This is a genomic window from Nocardia sp. CA-151230 (assembly GCF_050942175.1).
Classification (GTDB): Bacteria; Actinomycetota; Actinomycetes; order Mycobacteriales; family Mycobacteriaceae; genus Nocardia.
The window spans coordinates 4,672,073-4,689,718 of sequence record NZ_CP192061.1; the positions used below are offsets into that span (position 1 = coordinate 4,672,073).

Consider the following 17,646-nt stretch of genomic DNA (forward strand, 5'->3'; position numbering starts at 1 on the left):
GCTCCCGGGTCGCTCCCGCACACCCATCGGAGGCCTTGCCATGCCCGAAAACCCTTGCGCCGCACCCTCTCCCGACGATCACCCGCCCGCCCCTGCAGCATCTGAACTCACAGCGAACGAACCGCCGATACACGGTTCGGCACCACGCGAACCCGAACAACGTCCACCCTGGCCAGGAACGACCGGCCCGAGAACCTCCGAAATGGCAAGGCCCGCAGCGCCGCAGCCCGACCCGGGACCGCCGGACCGGGGATCGTCGGAACCGGGAACCACCGCAGCGGCGATCGCCGACTCGGCCACCCCCTCAGCGTGGACCGTCCCAGCGCCGCCGGAGGCGTGGCCCACGCCCACTCCGCCCCAGCGTGTTCCGCCCCGATCAGCGTGGACCGTCCCAGCGCCGCCGGAGGCGTGGCCCACGCCCACTCCGCCCCAGCGTGTTTCGCCCCGATCAGCCCGGGTGCCGGTGCCGAGCGGGCTGTTGGCCGCCACGGTCGCGGCGGGATGTGCCGGGGCGATCCTGCTACCCCTCGACCGCCCCGGAGTCGGATGGCTGCTCGCGGGCCTGGCGATCACGGGCGCGGTGTACGCGGTCGACCGCTCGGCCCGGCAGACGGTTTCCGCCGAGCACGACATTGTCCCCGCGGCGCGTGAGGCGCATGCGGCGGCCACCGCGGCTTCCGGGACCGTGTCCGCTGCGCAGCCCGCTCCCGAGCCCCGCACGTCCCCCACCGCCACCGGCCGTTCCGCCGGTGCCGGCTCGGTTGCCGATCCCGCCGTCGCCGGCCCCGGAGAGCCCGGGGACGGTGCCGGGACCGGCGGTGCGGGCCGGATGCGTCCCGGTGGACCGGGGTGGACGGGCCGGGCGTCGTGGGATCGGATCTGGTGGGCGGGGGTGGCGCTGGCGCTGCTGGGTGTCGGTGTGTTCCGGTCTGCCCCTTGGCTTTTCGTGCTCTGTGTGCTCGGGGCAGCGATGGCCGGGTCGTTGGCGGTGGTGCGGCGGTCGGTGTACGGGCTGTGGTTCGACCTGCTGGCGGTGGCGTTCGCGGGACTGAATTCGCTGCCGTGGCTGTATCGGGCGGTGACGCGGGCGCGTGGCCGCTTCGGGAATGGTTCGCAGCGGGTGTGGTGGTCGGTGGCGGTGGCCTCCGCGCTGCTGGTGATGGTGGTGCCGTTGCTGGCGGGCGCGGATGCGGTGTTCGCCGGGCTGGTGGACGGGCTGATGCCGCGCATCGATGTGCCTGCGGTGGTGCGGTGGGGTTTCGTGTTCGTTGTGGTCGGGTCGGGGACGGCCGGGGCGCTGTATCTGCTGGCGGGGCCGCCGTCGGTGGCCGACGATGCGGGACCGGGCCAGGGGATGGATCCGCTGGGTTGGCTGGGGGTGCGCAGGTTCTCGCCGATCGAATGGGGAATTCCGGTGGGCGCGTTGACGATCGTGTTCGCGGCGTTCGTGGGCACGCAGGTGGTGGTGCTGTTCGGCGGCGACGGGTATGTGCAGCGCACGGCCGGGCTGACGTATGCCGAGTACGCGCGCTCCGGGTTCTGGCAGTTGTCGATCGTGAGCATGCTGACCCTCGCGGTGATCGGGATCGTGCTGCGCCACGCGCTGCAGGACACGGTGATCGAACGGCGCTGGTTGCGGGGCGCGGTCACGGTGGTGATCGGGTTGTCACTGGTGATCGTGGCGTCCGCGCTGCATCGCATGTGGACCTATCAGCAGGCGTACGGGTTCACGGTGCTGCGGCTGCTCGTGGAGGTGTTCGAAGCCTGGATCGCGCTCGTCTACCTGCTGCTGCTGGCGAGCCTGGTGTGGTTGCGGCGCGGCTGGGTGCCGCGCGCGGCGGTCGGCGCCGCGCTCGCGACATTGCTGGCGCTGGCGGTGGCGAACCCGGAACGGTTCGTCGCCGAACGCAATGTGGTGCGCTGGCAGGCGGGCAAGTCCCTCGACACCGGATATCTGAGCACCCTGTCGCCGGATGTCCTGCCGGTGGCCGACCGGCTGCCCGACGCCGAGCGCGCGGCCGTCGCGAACGTCATCCGCGCACACCTGTCCGATGATTCGTGGCAGGGCTGGAACTACGCCCGCGCCACCGCCCGCCGGTGATCAGGAGCCGAAGCTGACCGGGGTCCAGGTGCGGCCCGCGTCCTGGGTGGCGAGCATCGTGGTGGCCGCGTGCTTGGATCCGGTCTGGGACATGATCACGAAACCGGTTGTCTCGGTGACGAAATGCCCTGAGCTCTCGCGCCAGCCCTGGGCGGGTGCACGGTAGGTGGTAGTCCACGTCGCGCCGCCGTCGGCCGAGGTGAGCAGGTGGTCGTCGAGAGCGGCGACCAGATGGGTGGGGTCGGCGGGGATGAGCGCGGCGCCCGCGGACAGCGTCGGTGACAGCTGCCCGGTCTCGGTGAAGGTGGCGCCGCCGTCGGTCGAGGTCATGAGCTCGGTGGTGGTGCCGCCGTCGGAGTACGGGCCGAATCGGCCACACAGTGCGACGAGCCGCTTTTCGGAGAAGGGGTGCCAGGCGGCGGGACCATTGCCGCCGCAGGGCAGTTTCCACGGGGTCCACGTGCCGTCGACCGATCGGGCACCGTCCTCACCCCGGTTGGTGACGACCATCCAGGCCCGGCTGCCGAGAACGGTGACAGCGGCCGAGGGATCCGGGCCTCCGCTGCCGGGTACCGGGATCTCGGTGGGACCGGTCCACGCGTCGCGGGTGAGGGGGCTGGTGAACAACACGGTCCGTTCACCGGGCTGCACGGTGGCGATGTACACGCTGTCGTCGGAGATCGTGAACGACCAGGCGTCGACGACCGGATCGATGTCGAGATCGACCTCGCGCCAGGTCTTTCCGCCGTCGTGGGTGGCGAACAGCTTGTCGCCGGCCCGGATCCAGCCATTGCGGGCGTCGGCGAACTTCAGCCAGTGGCCCTTGGACCCGGGATCGCGCAGCGGGGCGGGGAGTGGGGCCTGCTGCCACGTCTGGCCGCCGTCGGTGGTGTGCTGCAGCGCCAGGCAGGGCTCGCTCGTGCACGGATAGGTCCGGCCCAGCACCCAGCCTTCGTCGGCGGAGATGAAGGTGATCGAATCGGGTTGGAAGCCGACCGGATCCGTCGCCGCGGCCTCGGTGGCGGCGGCCGGCGTCATGGCCGCCGCGGTGACCGTGGCCGCTGTCGCCGGGGTCGTCGTCGTGTCGGTCGTCACCGAGTCCGGGCCGCTCTCACCGGTTTTGATGGTGAGCGCCGCGACCACCCCCGCCGCCAGGACCGGTACTCCGACTCCGACGACTCCGGCCAGCACGACCGGATTCCGCAACCCCACCGGCCCGGACTCCCTTCAGCACATCGCCGGGGCCGGTCATCCGGGAGGTCACCCGGCGGCCCTGCGGCACAACGGGATCGAGTATGCCCGGTGGATGCCCGATTTGCCCACCCGGCACGGGTTTCGCCCACCCGGCTCGAATCGCCGGCGCGCTGGGCTGCCGGCGGGCAGCGATATCGCCGATGAGCTGGTAAGGGACCGGTGCATCCGGTGACGCTGAGCGGATGGCGGCACGCCACCGCTGGAGGGCGGCGCGGGTGGGTGGCGGGCCGGACCGCCGGGCCGGTTCAGCCGCGCAGCCGGGCCAGCAGCCGCAGGGCGGCATCGAGCTTCCGTCGAGGGAGTCGGTGACGTAGAGCAGGTCGATGAAGAAGTCGTCGAATCCGGTGTCGGCGGCGACCTTCTCGATGGTGGCGGCGACCAGTTCGAGGTCGGTGCCCGCGGCGACGTTCACCCGCAGCACGGTGCCGATGTCCTTCGGATCGCGGCCCGCCGCGACCGCGGCCTCGTCGATGACGCCGCGCAGCTTCAGCAACTGCTGACCCCAGGCGGGCGGGCCCGGCACCGGGACCACCGGCAGCCAGCCGTCGGCGCGGCGGCCGATGCGGGCCAGACCGGCCGGGCTGAACGCGCCCAGATAGATCGGCGGCCGCGGCCGCTGCACCGGCTTGAGCTCACTGCGATGTTCGGGCACCGACACGTAGCGGCCGCGATATCCGGCGGGGTCGGTGGTCCAGATGGCCTCCAGCGCATCGAGGGTCTCGTCCAGCCGGGCGCCGCGATGGGTGAAGGGGACCTCGGCGGCCTCGTACTCCTCCGGCGACCACCCGATGCCGAAGCCGGGAATCAGCCGGCCGTTGCTGACCACGTCGACCGTGGTGAGCGCGCGGGCCAGCTGCGCGGGCCGATACAGCGGCGCGATCAGCACATTCGCGCCGAGGGCGACCCGCTCGGTCACCGCGGCCGCGATCCCGAGCAGCAGCAGCGGGTCGAGCACCGAGTTGAACTCGTCGGGAATGGTGTCCTTGCCCGCGTAACCGACCTTCGGATCGGTGGCGGCGATGAGCCGCTCACCCACCCAGAGACTGTCGGCCCCCGCCTGCTCCAGCGCGGTCGCGTAGTACGCCACCCGTGCGCCCTCGCGCTCCTGTGAACCATGCTGAGGAAGAGCGAAGCCGATTTTCACCCTTCCGGTGATACCAGACACGCGATCACACCGGGCCGGCGGATCGCGGACAGGATGGTCGGGGTGGGACAACACAAGGACCGCATGCTCGCCGGAGAGCCGTACCGCGACAACGACCCCGAACTGGTCGCCGAACGTCTGCGCTGCCAGGAGTTGCTCGACCGATTCAACGCCACCCGCGCCGGTCAGGACATCGAGCGTCGAACCATCCTCGACGCGCTGCTCGGCGAGATCGGGGAGGGGTCCTGGATCATGCCGCGCTTCCAATGCGACTACGGGCAGCTGATCCGGTTGGGCCGCAACAGTTTCCTCAACTACGACGCCATCGTCATGGATTGTGCGCCGGTCACCATCGGTGACGACGTCTCGATCGGCCCGCGTGCCCAGCTGCTCACCGCCCTGCACCCGATCGACGATCACGCGCTGCGCCGCGACCGCTGGGAGACGGCCGCACCCATCACCATCGGCGACAATGTGTGGCTCGGCGGCGGGGTCATCGTCTGCGCGGGAGTGAGCATCGGCGCGAACACGGTGGTCGGGGCGGGCAGCGTCGTCACCCGCGACCTGCCCGAAAAGGTGTTCGCCGCAGGCAATCCCGCGCGGGTGATCAGGCCGCTGTGACCGATACCGGCGGCGGGCACGAAACCGGGTCCGGTGCGAGTTCGTTCACCGATGCGCAAGCTGGTTCGGCGCGACCTCAGCCGGGCAGGCCCGTCAATTCGGCGCACAGCCGGTGCAGGCGGGTGGCGGCCGCGTCGTCCTGGGCGGCGGGGGAGGGCGCCTTGACGCGGTTGCGCTCGAAGTAGCAGCCCGACACCGAGGAGACGTCGGGGTCGGTGGCCAGGTAGGTGAGGGTCCGCGCGGCCGTGCCGGCGTCGGTCATGAACAGGCGTTTACCGAGTGCCAGCGCGGGCCGGGCGAACCAGGGTGCGGCGTCCCAGATGCCGGTGGCGACGACCCCCGGGTGGAAGGCGTTGGCGGTCACCCGGGTTCCGTCCAGCCGCCGGGCCAGCTCGCGCGTGTACAGAATGTTGGCGAGCTTGGCGCGGCCGTAGGCGGTGGCGCCGCTGTACCCGTGCCGCAGTTGCAGGTCCTCGAAGTCGAGGGCATTGCCGTGGTGCATGACCGACGAGGTGAACAGGATCCGCGCCGGGGCACTGCGGCGCAGCAGATCCAGCAGCAGCTCGGTGAGCAGGAATCCGGCGAGATGGTTCACCGCGAAGGTGGCTTCCAGACCGTCCCCCGTTTCGGTGCGCGACATGTGGAATGCGCCCGCATTGTTGGCCAGCACGTCGAGCCGGTCGTATCGAGCGGCGACGGTGCCCGCGAGCTGCCGGACCGCGTCCAGGGACGAGAGGTCGCATTCGATCGCATCGACCGGCGCGGTCACGGTCGCACGCACCGATTCGACAGCGGCACTGAGCTTTCCGGGGTTGCGGCCGACCAGGATGACCCGGTGACCGGACGCCGCGAGCTGCCCCGCCGCCCCCAGGCCGATGCCCGACGTGGCCCCCGTGATCAGCATGGTCTTCATGCCCGGCCAGCCTGCCACACCCCGGCCGCACTGTCGCGGTACGCCGAACCGCGAATACGGAACCGCACCGCGGCCCGACCTCGCGCACCCCGGGCCCGGGCCGCCGCGGGCTCGGGCCGGTCAGACCGCGGCGGGAATCTCGCTCAGGCTCAGATAGATTCGCTTGCCCTCCGCGCGCGCCTGCGCCACCATCCGATCGGCCCCCTCGGACGGACCGCCGATACGCAGCACCGCATCACAGCGGGAGAGCAGCTGCTCGGCGACGGGATGGAAGATCTCGTCGTAGAGCGGGTCACCCGGACGCGTACTGCCGGCGGTCTCGAGCAGCGGCAGCGCCAGCGCCTCACCGGTGACCGGGAGATGCCCGGCGCGGAAGAGGGTCAGGGCCGTCTCGTTCATGGCGCGCACGTTCGCCGCCAGCTTGACCGGATCGTCACCGGTACCCGAGCGGTACGGGCCCGCGACCAGGATCATCTGAGAATTCGACACGGTAGCTCCTTCGATCATCGGTTCACACGTCGCCTCGGTTCACGCCGTGTGCAGGACGACGCCCGCCTCACGCAGGGCATCGAGCGTCCGCGGCCCGGCCGGATGGATCGCCGGGTCGGATGCGGAGCGGTCGGTGACGAACTCGTGGGCCGCGCCCAGCGCGGCCACCTGGCTGAAGGCCCGCACCCCGAGCTTGGTCGCATCCGCGACGGCCAGCACCCGCGCCGACTGCGCGATCCCGGCCTGCTTGACCGCGGCATCGTCGAGACAGAACTCCGACCAGCCATACGCGGCGTGCACCCCGCCGATCGACATCACGAACACATCGAACGCGAGGGACTCCACCGCCCGCAAAGCCAAAGGGCCGACCAGGGATTGCTCACCCGGCCGGGACCGGCCACCCGCCACCAGCAACTCGATCCCGGGACGGTCGGCGAGGCACACCGCGGTCTGCAGGCTCAGCGCGGTCACCGTCAACGGGCCGCGCTCGGCCAGCGCCCGGGCCACATGCACGGTCGTCGTGCCCGCGTCCAGCAGCACCCGCGACCCGGGTGCGATGCGGGCCGCGACGGCCGCGCCCAGCCGATCCTTGGTGGCGGCCGACCAGCCCGCGCGATCGGCGAACCCGCCCGCCTCGATCCGCGCCCGGGTCGCCACCGCCCCGCCGTGCACCCGCCGCACCAGGCCGCGCTGCTCGAGCGCGTCCAGATCGCGACGCACGGTCATCTCCGAAACACCCAGGCGCTGCGCCAATTCCGCCACCGCGGCCCGCTCCGTGCCCTGCACCAGGCGCAGCGTCACATCCAACCGTTCACCGGCATCCACACCACATTTCTAACAGAGTCGTGTTCGAATGAACAGAGTAAGTTTCGTATGGCGCGAGGTCGGGCGCTTACCTCCCGAGTAATGGCCTGTGGTGGTTGATCATTCGTACGATCGGCACATGGCGACTCACACGGCAGGCGACCTCCTGCGGCACTGGCGCACCACCCGGCGGCTCAGCCAGCTCGAACTCGCCGGCCGTGCCGAAACCTCCACCCGCCACCTGAGCTTCATCGAAACCGGCCGCGCCACCCCCAGCCGCCAGATGCTGCTGCACCTGTCCGACGAACTCGACATCCCCCTGCGGGAACGCAACCGCATGCTCCTGGCCGCCGGATACGCACCCGTCTACGCCGAACCCGAACTCGACACCCCCGCCATGCAATCCGTCCGCGACGCCCTCCGCCGGATCCTCACCGGCCTCGAACCACACCCCGCCCTCGCCATCGACGCGAACTGGACCATGGTCGACGCCAACGCCGGCATCGGACTGTTCCTCGACGGCATCGACCCCGCCCTGCTGGCGCCGCCCGTCAACGCCCTGCGCCTGACCCTGCACCCCGACGGCTTCGCCGCCCGCATCATCAACCTCGCCGAATGGCGCGGCCACCTCTTCGAACGCCTGCAACGGCAGATCGAGGTGACCGGATCACCCGAACTCAGCACGCTGCTCGACGAATTGCGCGCCTACCCCGGCGGCGAGGAATCACCCGGCCTGCCCGAACCCGAGCAGGCCGTCGTCCCCCTGCGCGTGCGTCTCGACGGCCACGAACTCGCCTTCCTCAGCGTCACCACGGTTTTCGGCACACCCATGAACGTCACCGTCGCCGAACTCGCCATCGAAGCCTTCCTCCCCGCCGACGCCGCCACCGCCGCCCACCTCCGCGACCGCTTCACCGTCGCGGGAACCTGACCCCCGCAACCCGATCCGACTAGTCGGTCCGCGGGTTGGTCCATACCCCACAATGAGATTCCATGGACGTGCCCGCGCACCTCACCCACCTCACCGGCACACCCATCACCCGCGTAGACCACCTCGGCCACAGCCACGCCTGGACCCTCCACCGCGCCCACACCGCCGACGGCCGCACCCTCTTCGTCAAAGCCGTCCAGAACGGCACCGCCTCCGCCGTCCTCGCCGCCGAAGCCGCCGGCCTGCGCTGGCTGGCCACCGGCCACCCCACCCTCATCCCACCCGTCGTCGCCGCCGACCCCCACATGCTCGTCCTGCCGTGGCAGCCACCCGAACCCGCCACGCCCACCACCGCCGAACACCTCGGCCGCGACCTCGCCACCCTCCACACCGCCACCCCACCCACCTACGGCGCCCCCTGGGACGGCTACATCGCCACCCTCCCTCTGAACAACACCCCCACCACCGGCGACTGGGGCCCGTGGTACGCCGAATACCGCCTGGCCCCTTACATTTCCGCAGCCGCCCCCGAACTCGGCCGCGACGGCACCCGCCTCCTCGACCGCGTCATGGACCGCATCGACGACCTGGCCGGCCCACCCGAACCCCCCGCCCGCATCCACGGCGACCTCTGGTCGGGAAACATCCTCTGGTCCACCGGCCACGCCCTGCTCATCGACCCGGCCGCCCACGGCGGCCACCGCGAAACCGACCTGGCCATGCTCACCCTCTTCGGCGCCCCCTACCTCGACCGCATCCTCGCCGCCTACCAAGAAACCACCCCCCTGAGTTCCGGTTGGCGCCAACGCATCCCCCTCCACCAACTCCACCCCCTCCTCGTGCACGTCATCCTCTTCGGCGGCTCCTACCGAGGCATGCTCCTCGCCGCAGCCGCCTCCGCCCTGGCGGGTTAGCGGCGCAATCGCCGCTGCATCATCTGCTCGGTGGGAATAGCCGTGGGCTAGCGTCGGGGGAGTGGAGCTGCAGCGGATTCATCATGTCGCGATCATTGCGTCGGACTACGAGAGGTCGAAGGCGTTCTATACCGAGGTCCTCGGGTTGCCGGTGATTGCGGAGAACTATCGGGCCGAAAGGTGTTCGTACAAGCTGGATCTCGCGTTGCCCGACGGCGGGCAAATAGAGCTGTTCTCGTTTCCGGAGCCGCCGGCGAGGCTGTCGAGGCCCGAGGCTGCCGGGTTGCGGCATCTGGCGTTCTCGGTGGCGGATGTGGGGGAGGCGGCGGCCGAGTTGCGGGGTAGGGGAGTGGCGGTGGAGGAGGTGCGGGTGGATGAGTACACAGGGAAGCGATTCGTGTTCTTCGCAGATCCGGATGGCCTGCCGCTGGAGCTGTACGAAGTCTGAGGTCAAGGCCTCCGTCGGAGGCCTTCTTAGTTGAACATCAAGAAATGGAAATATGCGCATCAACGCATGTTGCTCCGTTCCGAACAAAACTCCGGTACTCGGGACCTCACGCACCCGCCTGACCACACCCATCACCACCCAACCTCGAAGAGGGGAGCGGCTATTCGATGCCGCTCGGTCGCTGGGTTGGGGGCTCCCATACGATGGTCGGTATGACCAAAGTGCTCCTGAAGACCTCCGCCGGGGACATCACCCTGGAACTGGACGAGGCCAAGGCACCCAAGACCGTCGCCAACTTCGTCGACTACGTCAAGGCGGGCCACTACGCGGACACCGTCTTCCACCGGGTGATCCCGAACTTCATGATCCAGGGTGGCGGTCTGACCGCCGACATGCAGCAGAAGGCTGCCAAGCAGACTGTCGAGAACGAGGCCGCCAACGGCCTCAAGAACGACAAGTACACCGTCGCCATGGCGCGCACCTCGGCCCCGCACTCGGCCAGCGCGCAGTTCTTCATCAACACCAGCAACAACGCCTTCCTGAACTACCCGGGCCAGGACGGCTTCGGCTACGCCGTGTTCGGCAAGGTCGTCGACGGCGCGGCCGTCGTGGACGCCATCGAGGGTGTGCGCACCGGCAACAAGGCCGGCCACCAGGATGTGCCGGTCGAGCCGATCACCATCCTCTCCGCCGAACTGGTCTGATCAGTCCCTGCGGCATCTGAACAAACGGCCCGGAACCGAATGGTTCCGGGCCGTTGTCGTTGCCGCGTCGCGGATTTCGAGTCAGGCGTCGAGGACGCGGGCCTCGCGTTTGACGACGGGTGGGAGCACGGACCAGGGGAAGTTGATCCACTTGTCGGTGCGTTTCCACACGTATTCGCAGTCGACCTCGGAGTGCGGCTTCTGGTAGATGACCGCGCAGCGCACCTCGGCGACGTGGTGGGAGCAGAAGTCGCGCACGAGTTTGAGGGTCTTGCCGGTATCGGCGACGTCGTCGGCGACCAGGACGGTCGCGCCGGTGAGGTCGACGGCGCTGGGGACGGGCGGCAGCATGACCGGCATGTCGAGGCGCTGGTCGACGCCGGTGTAGAACTCCACGTTCATGACGTGGAGGTTCTTGACGTCGAGGGCGTAGCCGAGGGCGCCGGCGACGAAGAGCCCGCCGCGGGCGATCGACAGGATGAGGTCGGGTTCGAAGCCGTCGTCGGCGATGGCCTGGGATAGTTCGCGGCTGGCGTCCCCGAACAGTTCCCAGCTCAGTTCCTCGCGATCGCTCATGCCCGACTCCGTTCTGCCTGCTGTGGTTGTCTTCGGATCATACGAGCCGGGTTGCCGGTCGTTGCCCGGTCCGGCGCCCGTTCGGCTCACGGGTGGTGGGTGAGGGTGTACCAGAGCAGGGCGAGGGTGCCGAGAGCGAAGAGGGGCACCAGCACCATGGTCTCGATCTTGTTGCCGGTGCGGTCGATGATCGGGATACGCGTGCGGATCTTCAGCGGCCACAGCAGCCGGCAGCCGCGGTCGGTGAGGCAGTCGCCGACGAGGTGAGCGAGGGCGCCGAGTCCGACGGAGAAGGGCAGCCACGCGGGTTTGTCGCTGATCCAGTGGTCGATGGCGAAGGTGCCGCAGACGGCGAGGATGACGACGGTGCCCCAGGATTTGAGTCCGTCTCCGGTGGGTGCGAGGCCGAGCGCCTTGATGGCGAGGGCGAGCAGGAAGAACACCAGTGAGAGCGTGAAGTAGCGGCCCAGCAGGTGTTCGCCGGCCCAGGTGCCGTAGGTGACGGCGGCGACGAAGGCGAAGGAGTGGGTGCCGTGGCGGTGCCCGCCGGAGATCCACGAGATGAACTTGCACGCGTAGTGCGAGATCGGCCCCAGCACATGGGAAATGGTGCCGGAGGGGTGATCGGCGTCGGGCAGCAGCGCGGCGCCCGCGGTGAGGAAGGTGCCCATCACCAGATCAACGGAGCCGATGGCCCCGGATTGCACTGCGGGATAGGTCAAGACGGTGAACGGTAGCGCCGCGGCCGCCGCCGACCAGGCGAGCGCGCCGCTGGTCGCATGTGAATGTCCTAGCACCGCTTGAAGGTTAGCGGATGTAACCGACAGGTCTTTCCGGCTGCGTCGCGCGGTGAGGGACCTTGCTGGGCAGCGGATTCCGGGTGGGTGGGGCAAATATGTTTCAGGACAGTCGGTTTGGTGTTGGGAGTGCTCTCCGGGCCACATTCGGGTGGCCCGTGTGCGGCCGGTCGGCGGTCTGAAATAGTCTCGGATCGATTGCGCTTTCCGCTCAGAGAGGAACGGACATGTCGGTAGCGTCCGCGGTGAAGGATCAGATCCAGACGATCGGTGGGGGATTCATGTTCTCCCGGGAAGCCCGAGCCTTCGCTGACAGCACCGGTGTCCCCGGCTTCATGCCCGGCTATACCCGCGGCCGCGCCGGCGTTCTGGGTGATGTGGATGCCGATGTGGTGACCGCGGCCTTCGGTTTCTTCCGTCCCGAGGCGATCCGGGAGGCGTGGGAGGCCACGGCCTCGATGTCGGCCGCGGCAGCAGCCGAGAGGTATCTGACGGCATGCCAGGACTTCGGCCGCCGGAAGCTGGCCTCCTTCGAGGACTCCGGGCGCCTGGCCGAGCTGCTACAGCGGGTGGTGGTGGCCGCGAATCCGGTGGGCACGCCGCTGTTCGCGGGCTGGCGTGCCCTGCCGCTGGCGGAGGACGCGCCGGGCCTGGTGCTGCAGCTGATCCATGTGCTGCGGGAATTGCGTGGTGGCCTGCACCTGATCGGCGTGCTGGGTAGTGGGCTGACTCCGTTGCAGGCGGTGCTGATCGCGGGCTCGCCGCTGAAGCCGGGTCCGGATCAGGCCCGCAATTTCGGGTGGCCGGAGCCGTTCGACGAGATCACCGCGGAGCTGAAGGGCCGCTGGATGCAGGCGGAGTCGATCACCGAGGATCTGATCGCGCCCGCGTTCGCTGTCCTCGACGACAAGGAGGGCGAGGAGCTGGTGACGCTGCTGGACGCCTGCCAGCTGGTGGTGTTCGGCGGCCGCTGACCCGCCGCCCGGGTGGGCCGGTGAGCCCACCCGGGAATCCGGTTCAGCGGTGCAGGAATTCGAGGGTGACGCGTTCGAAGGCCTCCTTGGCCTCGTACATGACCCAGTGCCCGCATTTGGGGAACACGTGCAGTTCGGCGTTGGGGATCTGCCGCAGCGGGATGAGCGCCATGTCGGTGGGGCATTGCCGGTCGTCGGCGCCCCAGGTCATCAGCACCGGGCTCTTGATCTTGTGCAGCATGGACCAGTAGGGCGGGGTGGGGGAGTTCTCCAGGAACTGCTGTTGCAGCGCAAGCGCTTCGGACCCGTACATGGCCCTCAGGCTGGCCTGGGCGGCGGGTTCGATGGCCGCGGTCCAGCGTTCCTCGATGAGGCTGTCGCTGATCATCTTGGGGTCGTGGATCATGCAGCGCAGCCAGCGCTCGAGGCCCTCGCGGCTGGGTTGGTCGACGAATTCCGACAGCAGGCGGGTGCCCTCGCTGGGATTGGCGGCGAGCAGGCTGTGGCCGACACCGCCGATGGCGACGATCTTCTCGACCCGCTGTGGGTGGTGCATGGCGACATTCACCGCGACGACGCCGCCCATGGAGTTGCCGATCATGGCGGCGGAGTCGATGTTCAGCGCGTCCATGAACCGGACGACGGAGTCGACGGCGGTGAGGACCGGGTGCCCGGGGACCGGGTCGCTGACGCCGAAGCCGGGGAATTCCAGGACGTAGCAGTGGAAGTGGTCGGCGTAGAAGCCGAGGTTGCCGCGGAAGTTGCGCCAGCCGTTGACGCCGATTCCGGAGCCGTGCAGCAGAATCAGGGGAGGACCGTCGCCGGCCTCGTGGTAGCGCAGGACGCCTTTGTCGGTGGCGATTTCGCGTCGGGTGTTCTCATAGGTGACATCCACGCCACCCACATTAGAACAGGTTTCAGTTTGGAGGCCGATGGCCGAGTTCGGGTTCCCGGTGGGCGAGGTGACGGTCGCCGACGGCGGAGTGGCGACCGCACTCGAAGCGCGCGGACATGATCTGTCCGATGCGCTGTGGTCGGCGCGACTGCTGGTGGACGCGCCCGGCGAGATCCGGGCCGTGCACACCGCGTTCTTCCGGGCGGGCGCGGTCATCGCGACCACCGCGAGCTACCAGGCCTCGTTCGAGGGATTCGCGGCGCGCGGAATCGATCGTGAGCAGACCGCCCGATTGCTGCGGCGCAGTGTCGAGCTCGCGCGTGCGGCGCGAGAGGAGATCGACGACGGCCGTGAGCGCTGGATCGCCGCCTCGATCGGACCCTACGGTGCGGCCCTGGCCGACGGTTCGGAATACCGCGGCCGCTACGGGCTTTCCCTGACCGAGCTCAAGCACTGGCACCTGCCGCGGCTGGAAGTGCTCGCCGATGCCGGGGCGGATGTGCTTGCGCTGGAGACGATTCCGGATATCGACGAGGCCGAGGCGCTGGCCGGACTGCTCGACGGGAGTGGCGTGCCCGCCTGGCTCAGCTACACCATCGACGGCGAACGGACCCGCGCCGGGCAGCCCCTGCGGGACGCGTTCGCGATCGCGGCGGCGGTTCCGGAGATCGTTGCGGTAGGGGTGAACTGCTGTGCGCCCGACGATGTCGCGGCGGCGATCGCCCTGGCCCGGGAGGTGACGGGGAAACCGGTGATCGTCTACCCGAACAGCGGGGAGAAGTGGGACGCCGGGCAACGGTGCTGGACGGGGGAGGCACGGTTCCCGGCCGGCCTGGCGGGGGAGTGGGCGGGGCTGGGTGCGGCCATCGTCGGCGGATGCTGCCGGGTGCTGCCCGCCGATATCGAGCAGCTCGCCGCGGTCGTCGCCGCAGGTTAGGCGGCAGTCGCCCAGGTCCGCCCAATGATGAATGTTCGCATGCAGACATGTGCATGTACGAACGTTGTTCGAATGTAGCAAGAAAACACAAAACAGCCAGGACAGAGCAGTGGATGTCGGGTCCGGCATATTCGCAGCATCCAGGCCCCTGCTTCACAGCGCTCTCACAGCGCCGGTTCGCATGCTGAGGTTCGAGCCCATCCCGGGAGCGCCGCGCCCCGGGGGAACCGAGCGAACAGGAATCAGCATGCCGTCACATCCGAGCCTGCGGGCCGGGCGCACCGCGACCGCGACCCTGCTCGCCGTGACCGCGGCGGGCACGCTCGGCGCGACCGCGCTGGCCTACGTCGACAGCCACGGCAGTCTCCAGAGCGGCGGCAGCACAACCCCATCGGCCACCCCGGATGCCACCGCGGCCTCCGACGGCACTGCGGCGAACGCCACCACCGACCCCACGCCTGCGCTGCGTGCGGGTACCGGTCGCGTCCACGCCCGATCGAGCGGCTCATGATCGCCGCCCCCGACCGCACGGCCTCGACCGAATGGCCGGTGTGGAGCACCACCGCGCGCGTGGTCGTCTCCGACCCGGCGGCGCTGCGCCCGGCGCGGACCCTGCTCCGTGCCCACCTCGCCGAGGTCGACGCCGCATGCAGCCGCTTCCGTCCCGACTCCGAGATCAGCCGGCTGGCGCGGGCCGCCGGGGAACCGGTGCGCATCAGTGCACTGCTTGCCGGGCATCTGCATGCCGCCCTCGCGGCCGCCCGCGATACCGGCGGGGATCTGGACCCCACGATCGGTGCCTCGCTCATCGCCCTGGGCTATGACCGTGACTTCACCTTGCTGCTGCCGGCCTCCGCCGCCCGTGCGGCCGCGGACCGTCCGGATGCGGGCGCACGAAAGCCTGATTCGCACACCACGATCGGTGACGTCGAGGGCGCGGTCACCGGCCACGAAGCAGGTCATGTCGTGCCGGAGGAAGAGCACCATGACGAAGGTGGTGCGGCAGGGGAGGTGACGTCTGCGGAGCGGGTCACCCGGGGTGAGACCGGAGTCGATCGGCGCGGTGACGTCGGAGTCGACGGGCGTGGCCGGAGCTCCGGTGGGCACCGGGTACCCGTGGCACTCACGATGCGCCCGGACTGGACGCATGTCAGGTTGGATGGCGATCTGCTGAGCGTTCCCGCAGGGGTAGTGCTCGATCTGGGCGCGACGGCGAAGGCACTTGCCGCCGACCATTGCGCGCAGCTGGTCGCCGATCGGCTCGGCTGTGGTGTGCTGGTGAGCCTGGGCGGTGACATCGCCACCGCGGGCCCCGCCCCGGCGGGTGCCTGGCAGGTGCTGGTCGAGGATCGCCCCGGTGAACCTCGTTCCCGTATAGCCCTTCCCGCGGGTGCGGCGCTGGCCACGTCGAGCACGCTGCGCCGGCGCTGGTGGCGTGGCGGCAGTCTGGTGCACCACATCGTCGACCCGCGCACCGGTGTCGCCGCGGATCCGGTGTGGCGGACGGTGTCGGTCGCCGCCGGATCCTGCCTGACCGCCAATACCGCCGCGACGGCGGCTGTCATCCGCGGCCGGGACGCGCTGACGGGGTTGCGTGGCAACGGTTTTCCGGCGCGGCTGGTGAGTCGTGACGGTGAGGTCATCACCTTGTGCGGGTGGCCGCAGGCCGCTGACGACCAGCCCGGGACCCGGGAGAACGGAGCCGAATCATGAACAGCGGGAACCGAATCGTGCACCGGCCGACGCCGCGGTCACGGGGCGGTGAATGCTGATGGGGCAGGCGGGGTTCGACGAGGCGTTGTGGGCGTTCGGGCGGGGGACGGGTGTCACGGCGCTGGTGGTGATGACGGTGGCGGTGGTGGCCGGGATCGTCGCGCGGTCGGGGCGGGTCGTCGTGTTGCCGCGGGCCGGGATGGCGGTGTTCCATCGGGGCGCGGCGTCGACCGCGGTCGGGTTGGTGGCCGTGCATGTGGTGAGTCTGCTGGCCGATCCGTGGGCGCAGTTGCGGCTGGTGGATGTGGTGGTGCCGTTCGGCGGGGCGTATCGGCCGGTGTGGGTCGGGTTCGGGACGGTGGCGGTGGACGTGCTCGCCGCGGTGACGGTGTCGGGTCTGTTGCGGCATCGGATCGGGCCGAGGGCGTTTCGTGCCGTGCACTGGGCGACGTATGCGCTGTGGCCGGTGGCGTCGATCCATGTGCTCGGGGCCGGGACGGACGCGTTGCGGCCGTGGCTGGTGGCGGTGCTGATGGCCTGTGCGGTCGCGGTGATGGCCGCGATGGGCTGGCGGATCAGCCGGGGATTCACCGAGATCGGTGTACCGGCCGGGCAGCTGGCCCGATGACCGGCGTCGAATCCGGGAGTCGCCGCGCGGTGGCGGTGCGCAGGCTGCTGGCCGCGCCGACGGCTGACCTGGCCGCGCACGAGGCCACGCACGGCCGGTTGCCCGCCGTCACGCGGGAGCTGATCGATGCGGTGGCGGCCTCGGGGCTGCGCGGGCGCGGCGGCGCGGGGTTCCCGGTGGCGCGCAAGCTGGCGGCGGTGGCCGGGGGTCGTCGCCCGATCGTGGTCGCCAATGGTGCGGAGGGGGAGCCCGACAGCCACAAGGATGCCGTATTGCTCACTCGCGCACCGCATCTGGTGCTGGATGGGCTGGTCGCGGCGGCGGCCGCGGTCGGGAGCCGCGACTGCCGGGTCCATGCCTCGGAGACGGTGCTGGAACCGCTGCGGCGGGCACTGGTGGAACGGCGGATGGCCGGGTATCGCGAACCGGGGATCGAACTGACCGCTGCCGCCGAGACTTTCCTGGCGGGGGAGAAGTCGGCGGTCGTGAATCGCCTGTCCGGACGCGCGGCGCTCCCGTCCGATCAGGTGGTCTCCACGTCCCGCTCGGGTGTGGGTGGTCGCCCGACACTGGTCCACAATGTCGAGACGCTGGCCCAGCTGGCGTTGATCGCCCGGCACGGCCCGTCCTGGTTCTGTTCGGTCGGTGTCCGGGATGAGCCGGGCACGATGCTGATCAGCTTGTCGGGCACCGGAATCGCGGGTGTTTTCGAGGTTGCCTCCGGTGCCGGGTTGGCGGCGGTGGTCGCCGGTCTGGGCGGCACCGACCCGGCCCGGGTGCGCGCGGTGCTGGTCGGCGGCTGA

The 17,646-nt window shown here is 70.0% G+C and carries 20 protein-coding genes; 12 read left to right on the forward strand and 8 right to left on the reverse strand.

From position 1 onward, the window contains the following. The first annotated feature begins 463 nt into the window (after positions 1–463). On the forward strand, positions 464–2,101 hold the full coding sequence (locus ACQP1O_RS21975) for a DUF4153 domain-containing protein (RefSeq protein WP_433560379.1): 1,638 nt from the start codon (positions 464–466) through the stop codon (positions 2,099–2,101). Here ACQP1O_RS21975 and ACQP1O_RS21980 read toward each other — a convergent pair whose 3' ends face one another. Further along, a complete protein-coding gene (locus ACQP1O_RS21980) occupies positions 2,102–3,313 on the reverse strand; it encodes a WD40/YVTN/BNR-like repeat-containing protein (RefSeq protein ID WP_433560380.1) in 1,212 nt (403 codons plus the stop codon). It abuts the gene before it with no gap. Further along, positions 3,213–4,574: a TIGR03619 family F420-dependent LLM class oxidoreductase gene (locus ACQP1O_RS21985; protein WP_433560381.1), complete on the reverse strand. Its 1,362-nt coding sequence runs from the start codon at positions 4,572–4,574 to the stop codon at positions 3,213–3,215. The genes ACQP1O_RS21980 and ACQP1O_RS21985 overlap by 101 nt, the downstream gene beginning before the upstream one ends. On the opposite strand from ACQP1O_RS21985, the gene ACQP1O_RS21990 reads away from it, so the two are divergent. After that, on the forward strand, positions 4,554–5,120 hold the full coding sequence (locus ACQP1O_RS21990; RefSeq protein WP_433560382.1) for a sugar O-acetyltransferase: 567 nt from the start codon (positions 4,554–4,556) through the stop codon (positions 5,118–5,120). The two genes, ACQP1O_RS21985 and ACQP1O_RS21990, sit on opposite strands and share 21 nt — an antisense overlap. 76 nt (positions 5,121–5,196) lie before the next feature. Here the strand turns inward: ACQP1O_RS21990 and ACQP1O_RS21995 are convergent, their stop codons facing one another. The 3 genes from ACQP1O_RS21995 to ACQP1O_RS22005 form a co-directional block, all read right to left on the reverse strand. Further along, the gene (locus ACQP1O_RS21995; protein WP_433560383.1) at positions 5,197–6,033 is read right to left on the reverse strand and encodes an SDR family NAD(P)-dependent oxidoreductase; all 837 of its coding nucleotides are present in this window, start codon (positions 6,031–6,033) and stop codon (positions 5,197–5,199) included. 120 nt (positions 6,034–6,153) lie between these two features. After that, positions 6,154–6,522, reverse strand: coding sequence for a hypothetical protein (locus tag ACQP1O_RS22000; RefSeq protein ID WP_356996783.1), 369 nt, complete (start codon positions 6,520–6,522; stop codon positions 6,154–6,156). Positions 6,523–6,561: 39 nt separating this feature from the next. Continuing rightward, positions 6,562–7,347, reverse strand: coding sequence for a DeoR/GlpR family DNA-binding transcription regulator (locus ACQP1O_RS22005; RefSeq protein ID WP_433560384.1), 786 nt, complete (start codon positions 7,345–7,347; stop codon positions 6,562–6,564). 118 nt (positions 7,348–7,465) lie between these two features. Between ACQP1O_RS22005 and ACQP1O_RS22010 the strand changes: the two genes are divergently transcribed. From ACQP1O_RS22010 to ACQP1O_RS22025, 4 genes are all read left to right on the forward strand, one after another. After that, positions 7,466–8,257 carry a helix-turn-helix domain-containing protein gene (locus ACQP1O_RS22010; protein ID WP_433560385.1) on the forward strand — a complete coding sequence of 264 codons (792 nt, stop codon included), beginning with the start codon at positions 7,466–7,468 and terminating at the stop codon, positions 8,255–8,257. 62 nt (positions 8,258–8,319) lie between these two features. Further along, positions 8,320–9,171, forward strand: coding sequence for a fructosamine kinase family protein (locus ACQP1O_RS22015; RefSeq protein WP_433560386.1), 852 nt, complete (start codon positions 8,320–8,322; stop codon positions 9,169–9,171). 61 nt (positions 9,172–9,232) lie between these two features. Further along, entirely contained in the window at positions 9,233–9,619 is a 387-nt protein-coding gene (gene gloA2 / locus ACQP1O_RS22020; protein WP_433560387.1) for an SMU1112c/YaeR family gloxylase I-like metalloprotein, read from the forward strand. 212 nt (positions 9,620–9,831) lie between these two features. After that, a complete protein-coding gene (locus ACQP1O_RS22025; RefSeq protein WP_379380679.1) occupies positions 9,832–10,323 on the forward strand; it encodes a peptidylprolyl isomerase in 492 nt (163 codons plus the stop codon). 81 nt (positions 10,324–10,404) lie between these two features. Here the strand turns inward: ACQP1O_RS22025 and ACQP1O_RS22030 are convergent, their stop codons facing one another. Together ACQP1O_RS22030 and ACQP1O_RS22035 are read right to left on the reverse strand one after the other, a co-directional pair. Then, positions 10,405–10,899, reverse strand: a complete 495-nt coding sequence (locus ACQP1O_RS22030; RefSeq protein WP_364610181.1) for a phosphoribosyltransferase — start codon at positions 10,897–10,899, stop codon at positions 10,405–10,407. Between the two features lie 86 nt (positions 10,900–10,985). Further along, positions 10,986–11,696 carry a metal-dependent hydrolase gene (locus ACQP1O_RS22035; RefSeq protein ID WP_433560388.1) on the reverse strand — a complete coding sequence of 237 codons (711 nt, stop codon included), beginning with the start codon at positions 11,694–11,696 and terminating at the stop codon, positions 10,986–10,988. A gap of 227 nt (positions 11,697–11,923) precedes the next feature. Between ACQP1O_RS22035 and ACQP1O_RS22040 the strand changes: the two genes are divergently transcribed. After that, entirely contained in the window at positions 11,924–12,670 is a 747-nt protein-coding gene (locus ACQP1O_RS22040) for an SCO6745 family protein (protein ID WP_433560389.1), read from the forward strand. Positions 12,671–12,713: 43 nt separating this feature from the next. On the opposite strand, the gene ACQP1O_RS22045 is transcribed toward ACQP1O_RS22040, so the two are convergent. After that, complete coding sequence (locus tag ACQP1O_RS22045; RefSeq protein WP_433560390.1) at positions 12,714–13,565, reverse strand: alpha/beta fold hydrolase; 852 nt, start codon at positions 13,563–13,565, stop codon at positions 12,714–12,716. 37 nt (positions 13,566–13,602) lie between these two features. Between ACQP1O_RS22045 and mmuM the strand changes: the two genes are divergently transcribed. From mmuM to ACQP1O_RS22070, 5 genes are all read left to right on the forward strand, one after another. Next, positions 13,603–14,502 (forward strand): homocysteine S-methyltransferase, encoded by a 900-nt coding sequence (mmuM, locus tag ACQP1O_RS22050; RefSeq protein ID WP_433560391.1) that lies wholly within the window; start codon positions 13,603–13,605, stop codon positions 14,500–14,502. 247 nt (positions 14,503–14,749) lie between these two features. Further along, the gene (locus tag ACQP1O_RS22055; RefSeq protein ID WP_433560392.1) at positions 14,750–15,013 is read left to right on the forward strand and encodes a hypothetical protein; all 264 of its coding nucleotides are present in this window, start codon (positions 14,750–14,752) and stop codon (positions 15,011–15,013) included. Beyond that, positions 15,010–16,215: an FAD:protein FMN transferase gene (locus ACQP1O_RS22060; protein ID WP_433560393.1), complete on the forward strand. Its 1,206-nt coding sequence runs from the start codon at positions 15,010–15,012 to the stop codon at positions 16,213–16,215. Before ACQP1O_RS22055 ends, ACQP1O_RS22060 begins: the two co-directional genes overlap by 4 nt. Positions 16,216–16,273: 58 nt before the next feature. After that, positions 16,274–16,843, forward strand: coding sequence for a ferric reductase-like transmembrane domain-containing protein (locus ACQP1O_RS22065; protein ID WP_433560394.1), 570 nt, complete (start codon positions 16,274–16,276; stop codon positions 16,841–16,843). Continuing rightward, complete coding sequence (locus ACQP1O_RS22070; RefSeq protein WP_433560395.1) at positions 16,840–17,646, forward strand: hypothetical protein; 807 nt, start codon at positions 16,840–16,842, stop codon at positions 17,644–17,646. Before ACQP1O_RS22065 ends, ACQP1O_RS22070 begins: the two co-directional genes overlap by 4 nt.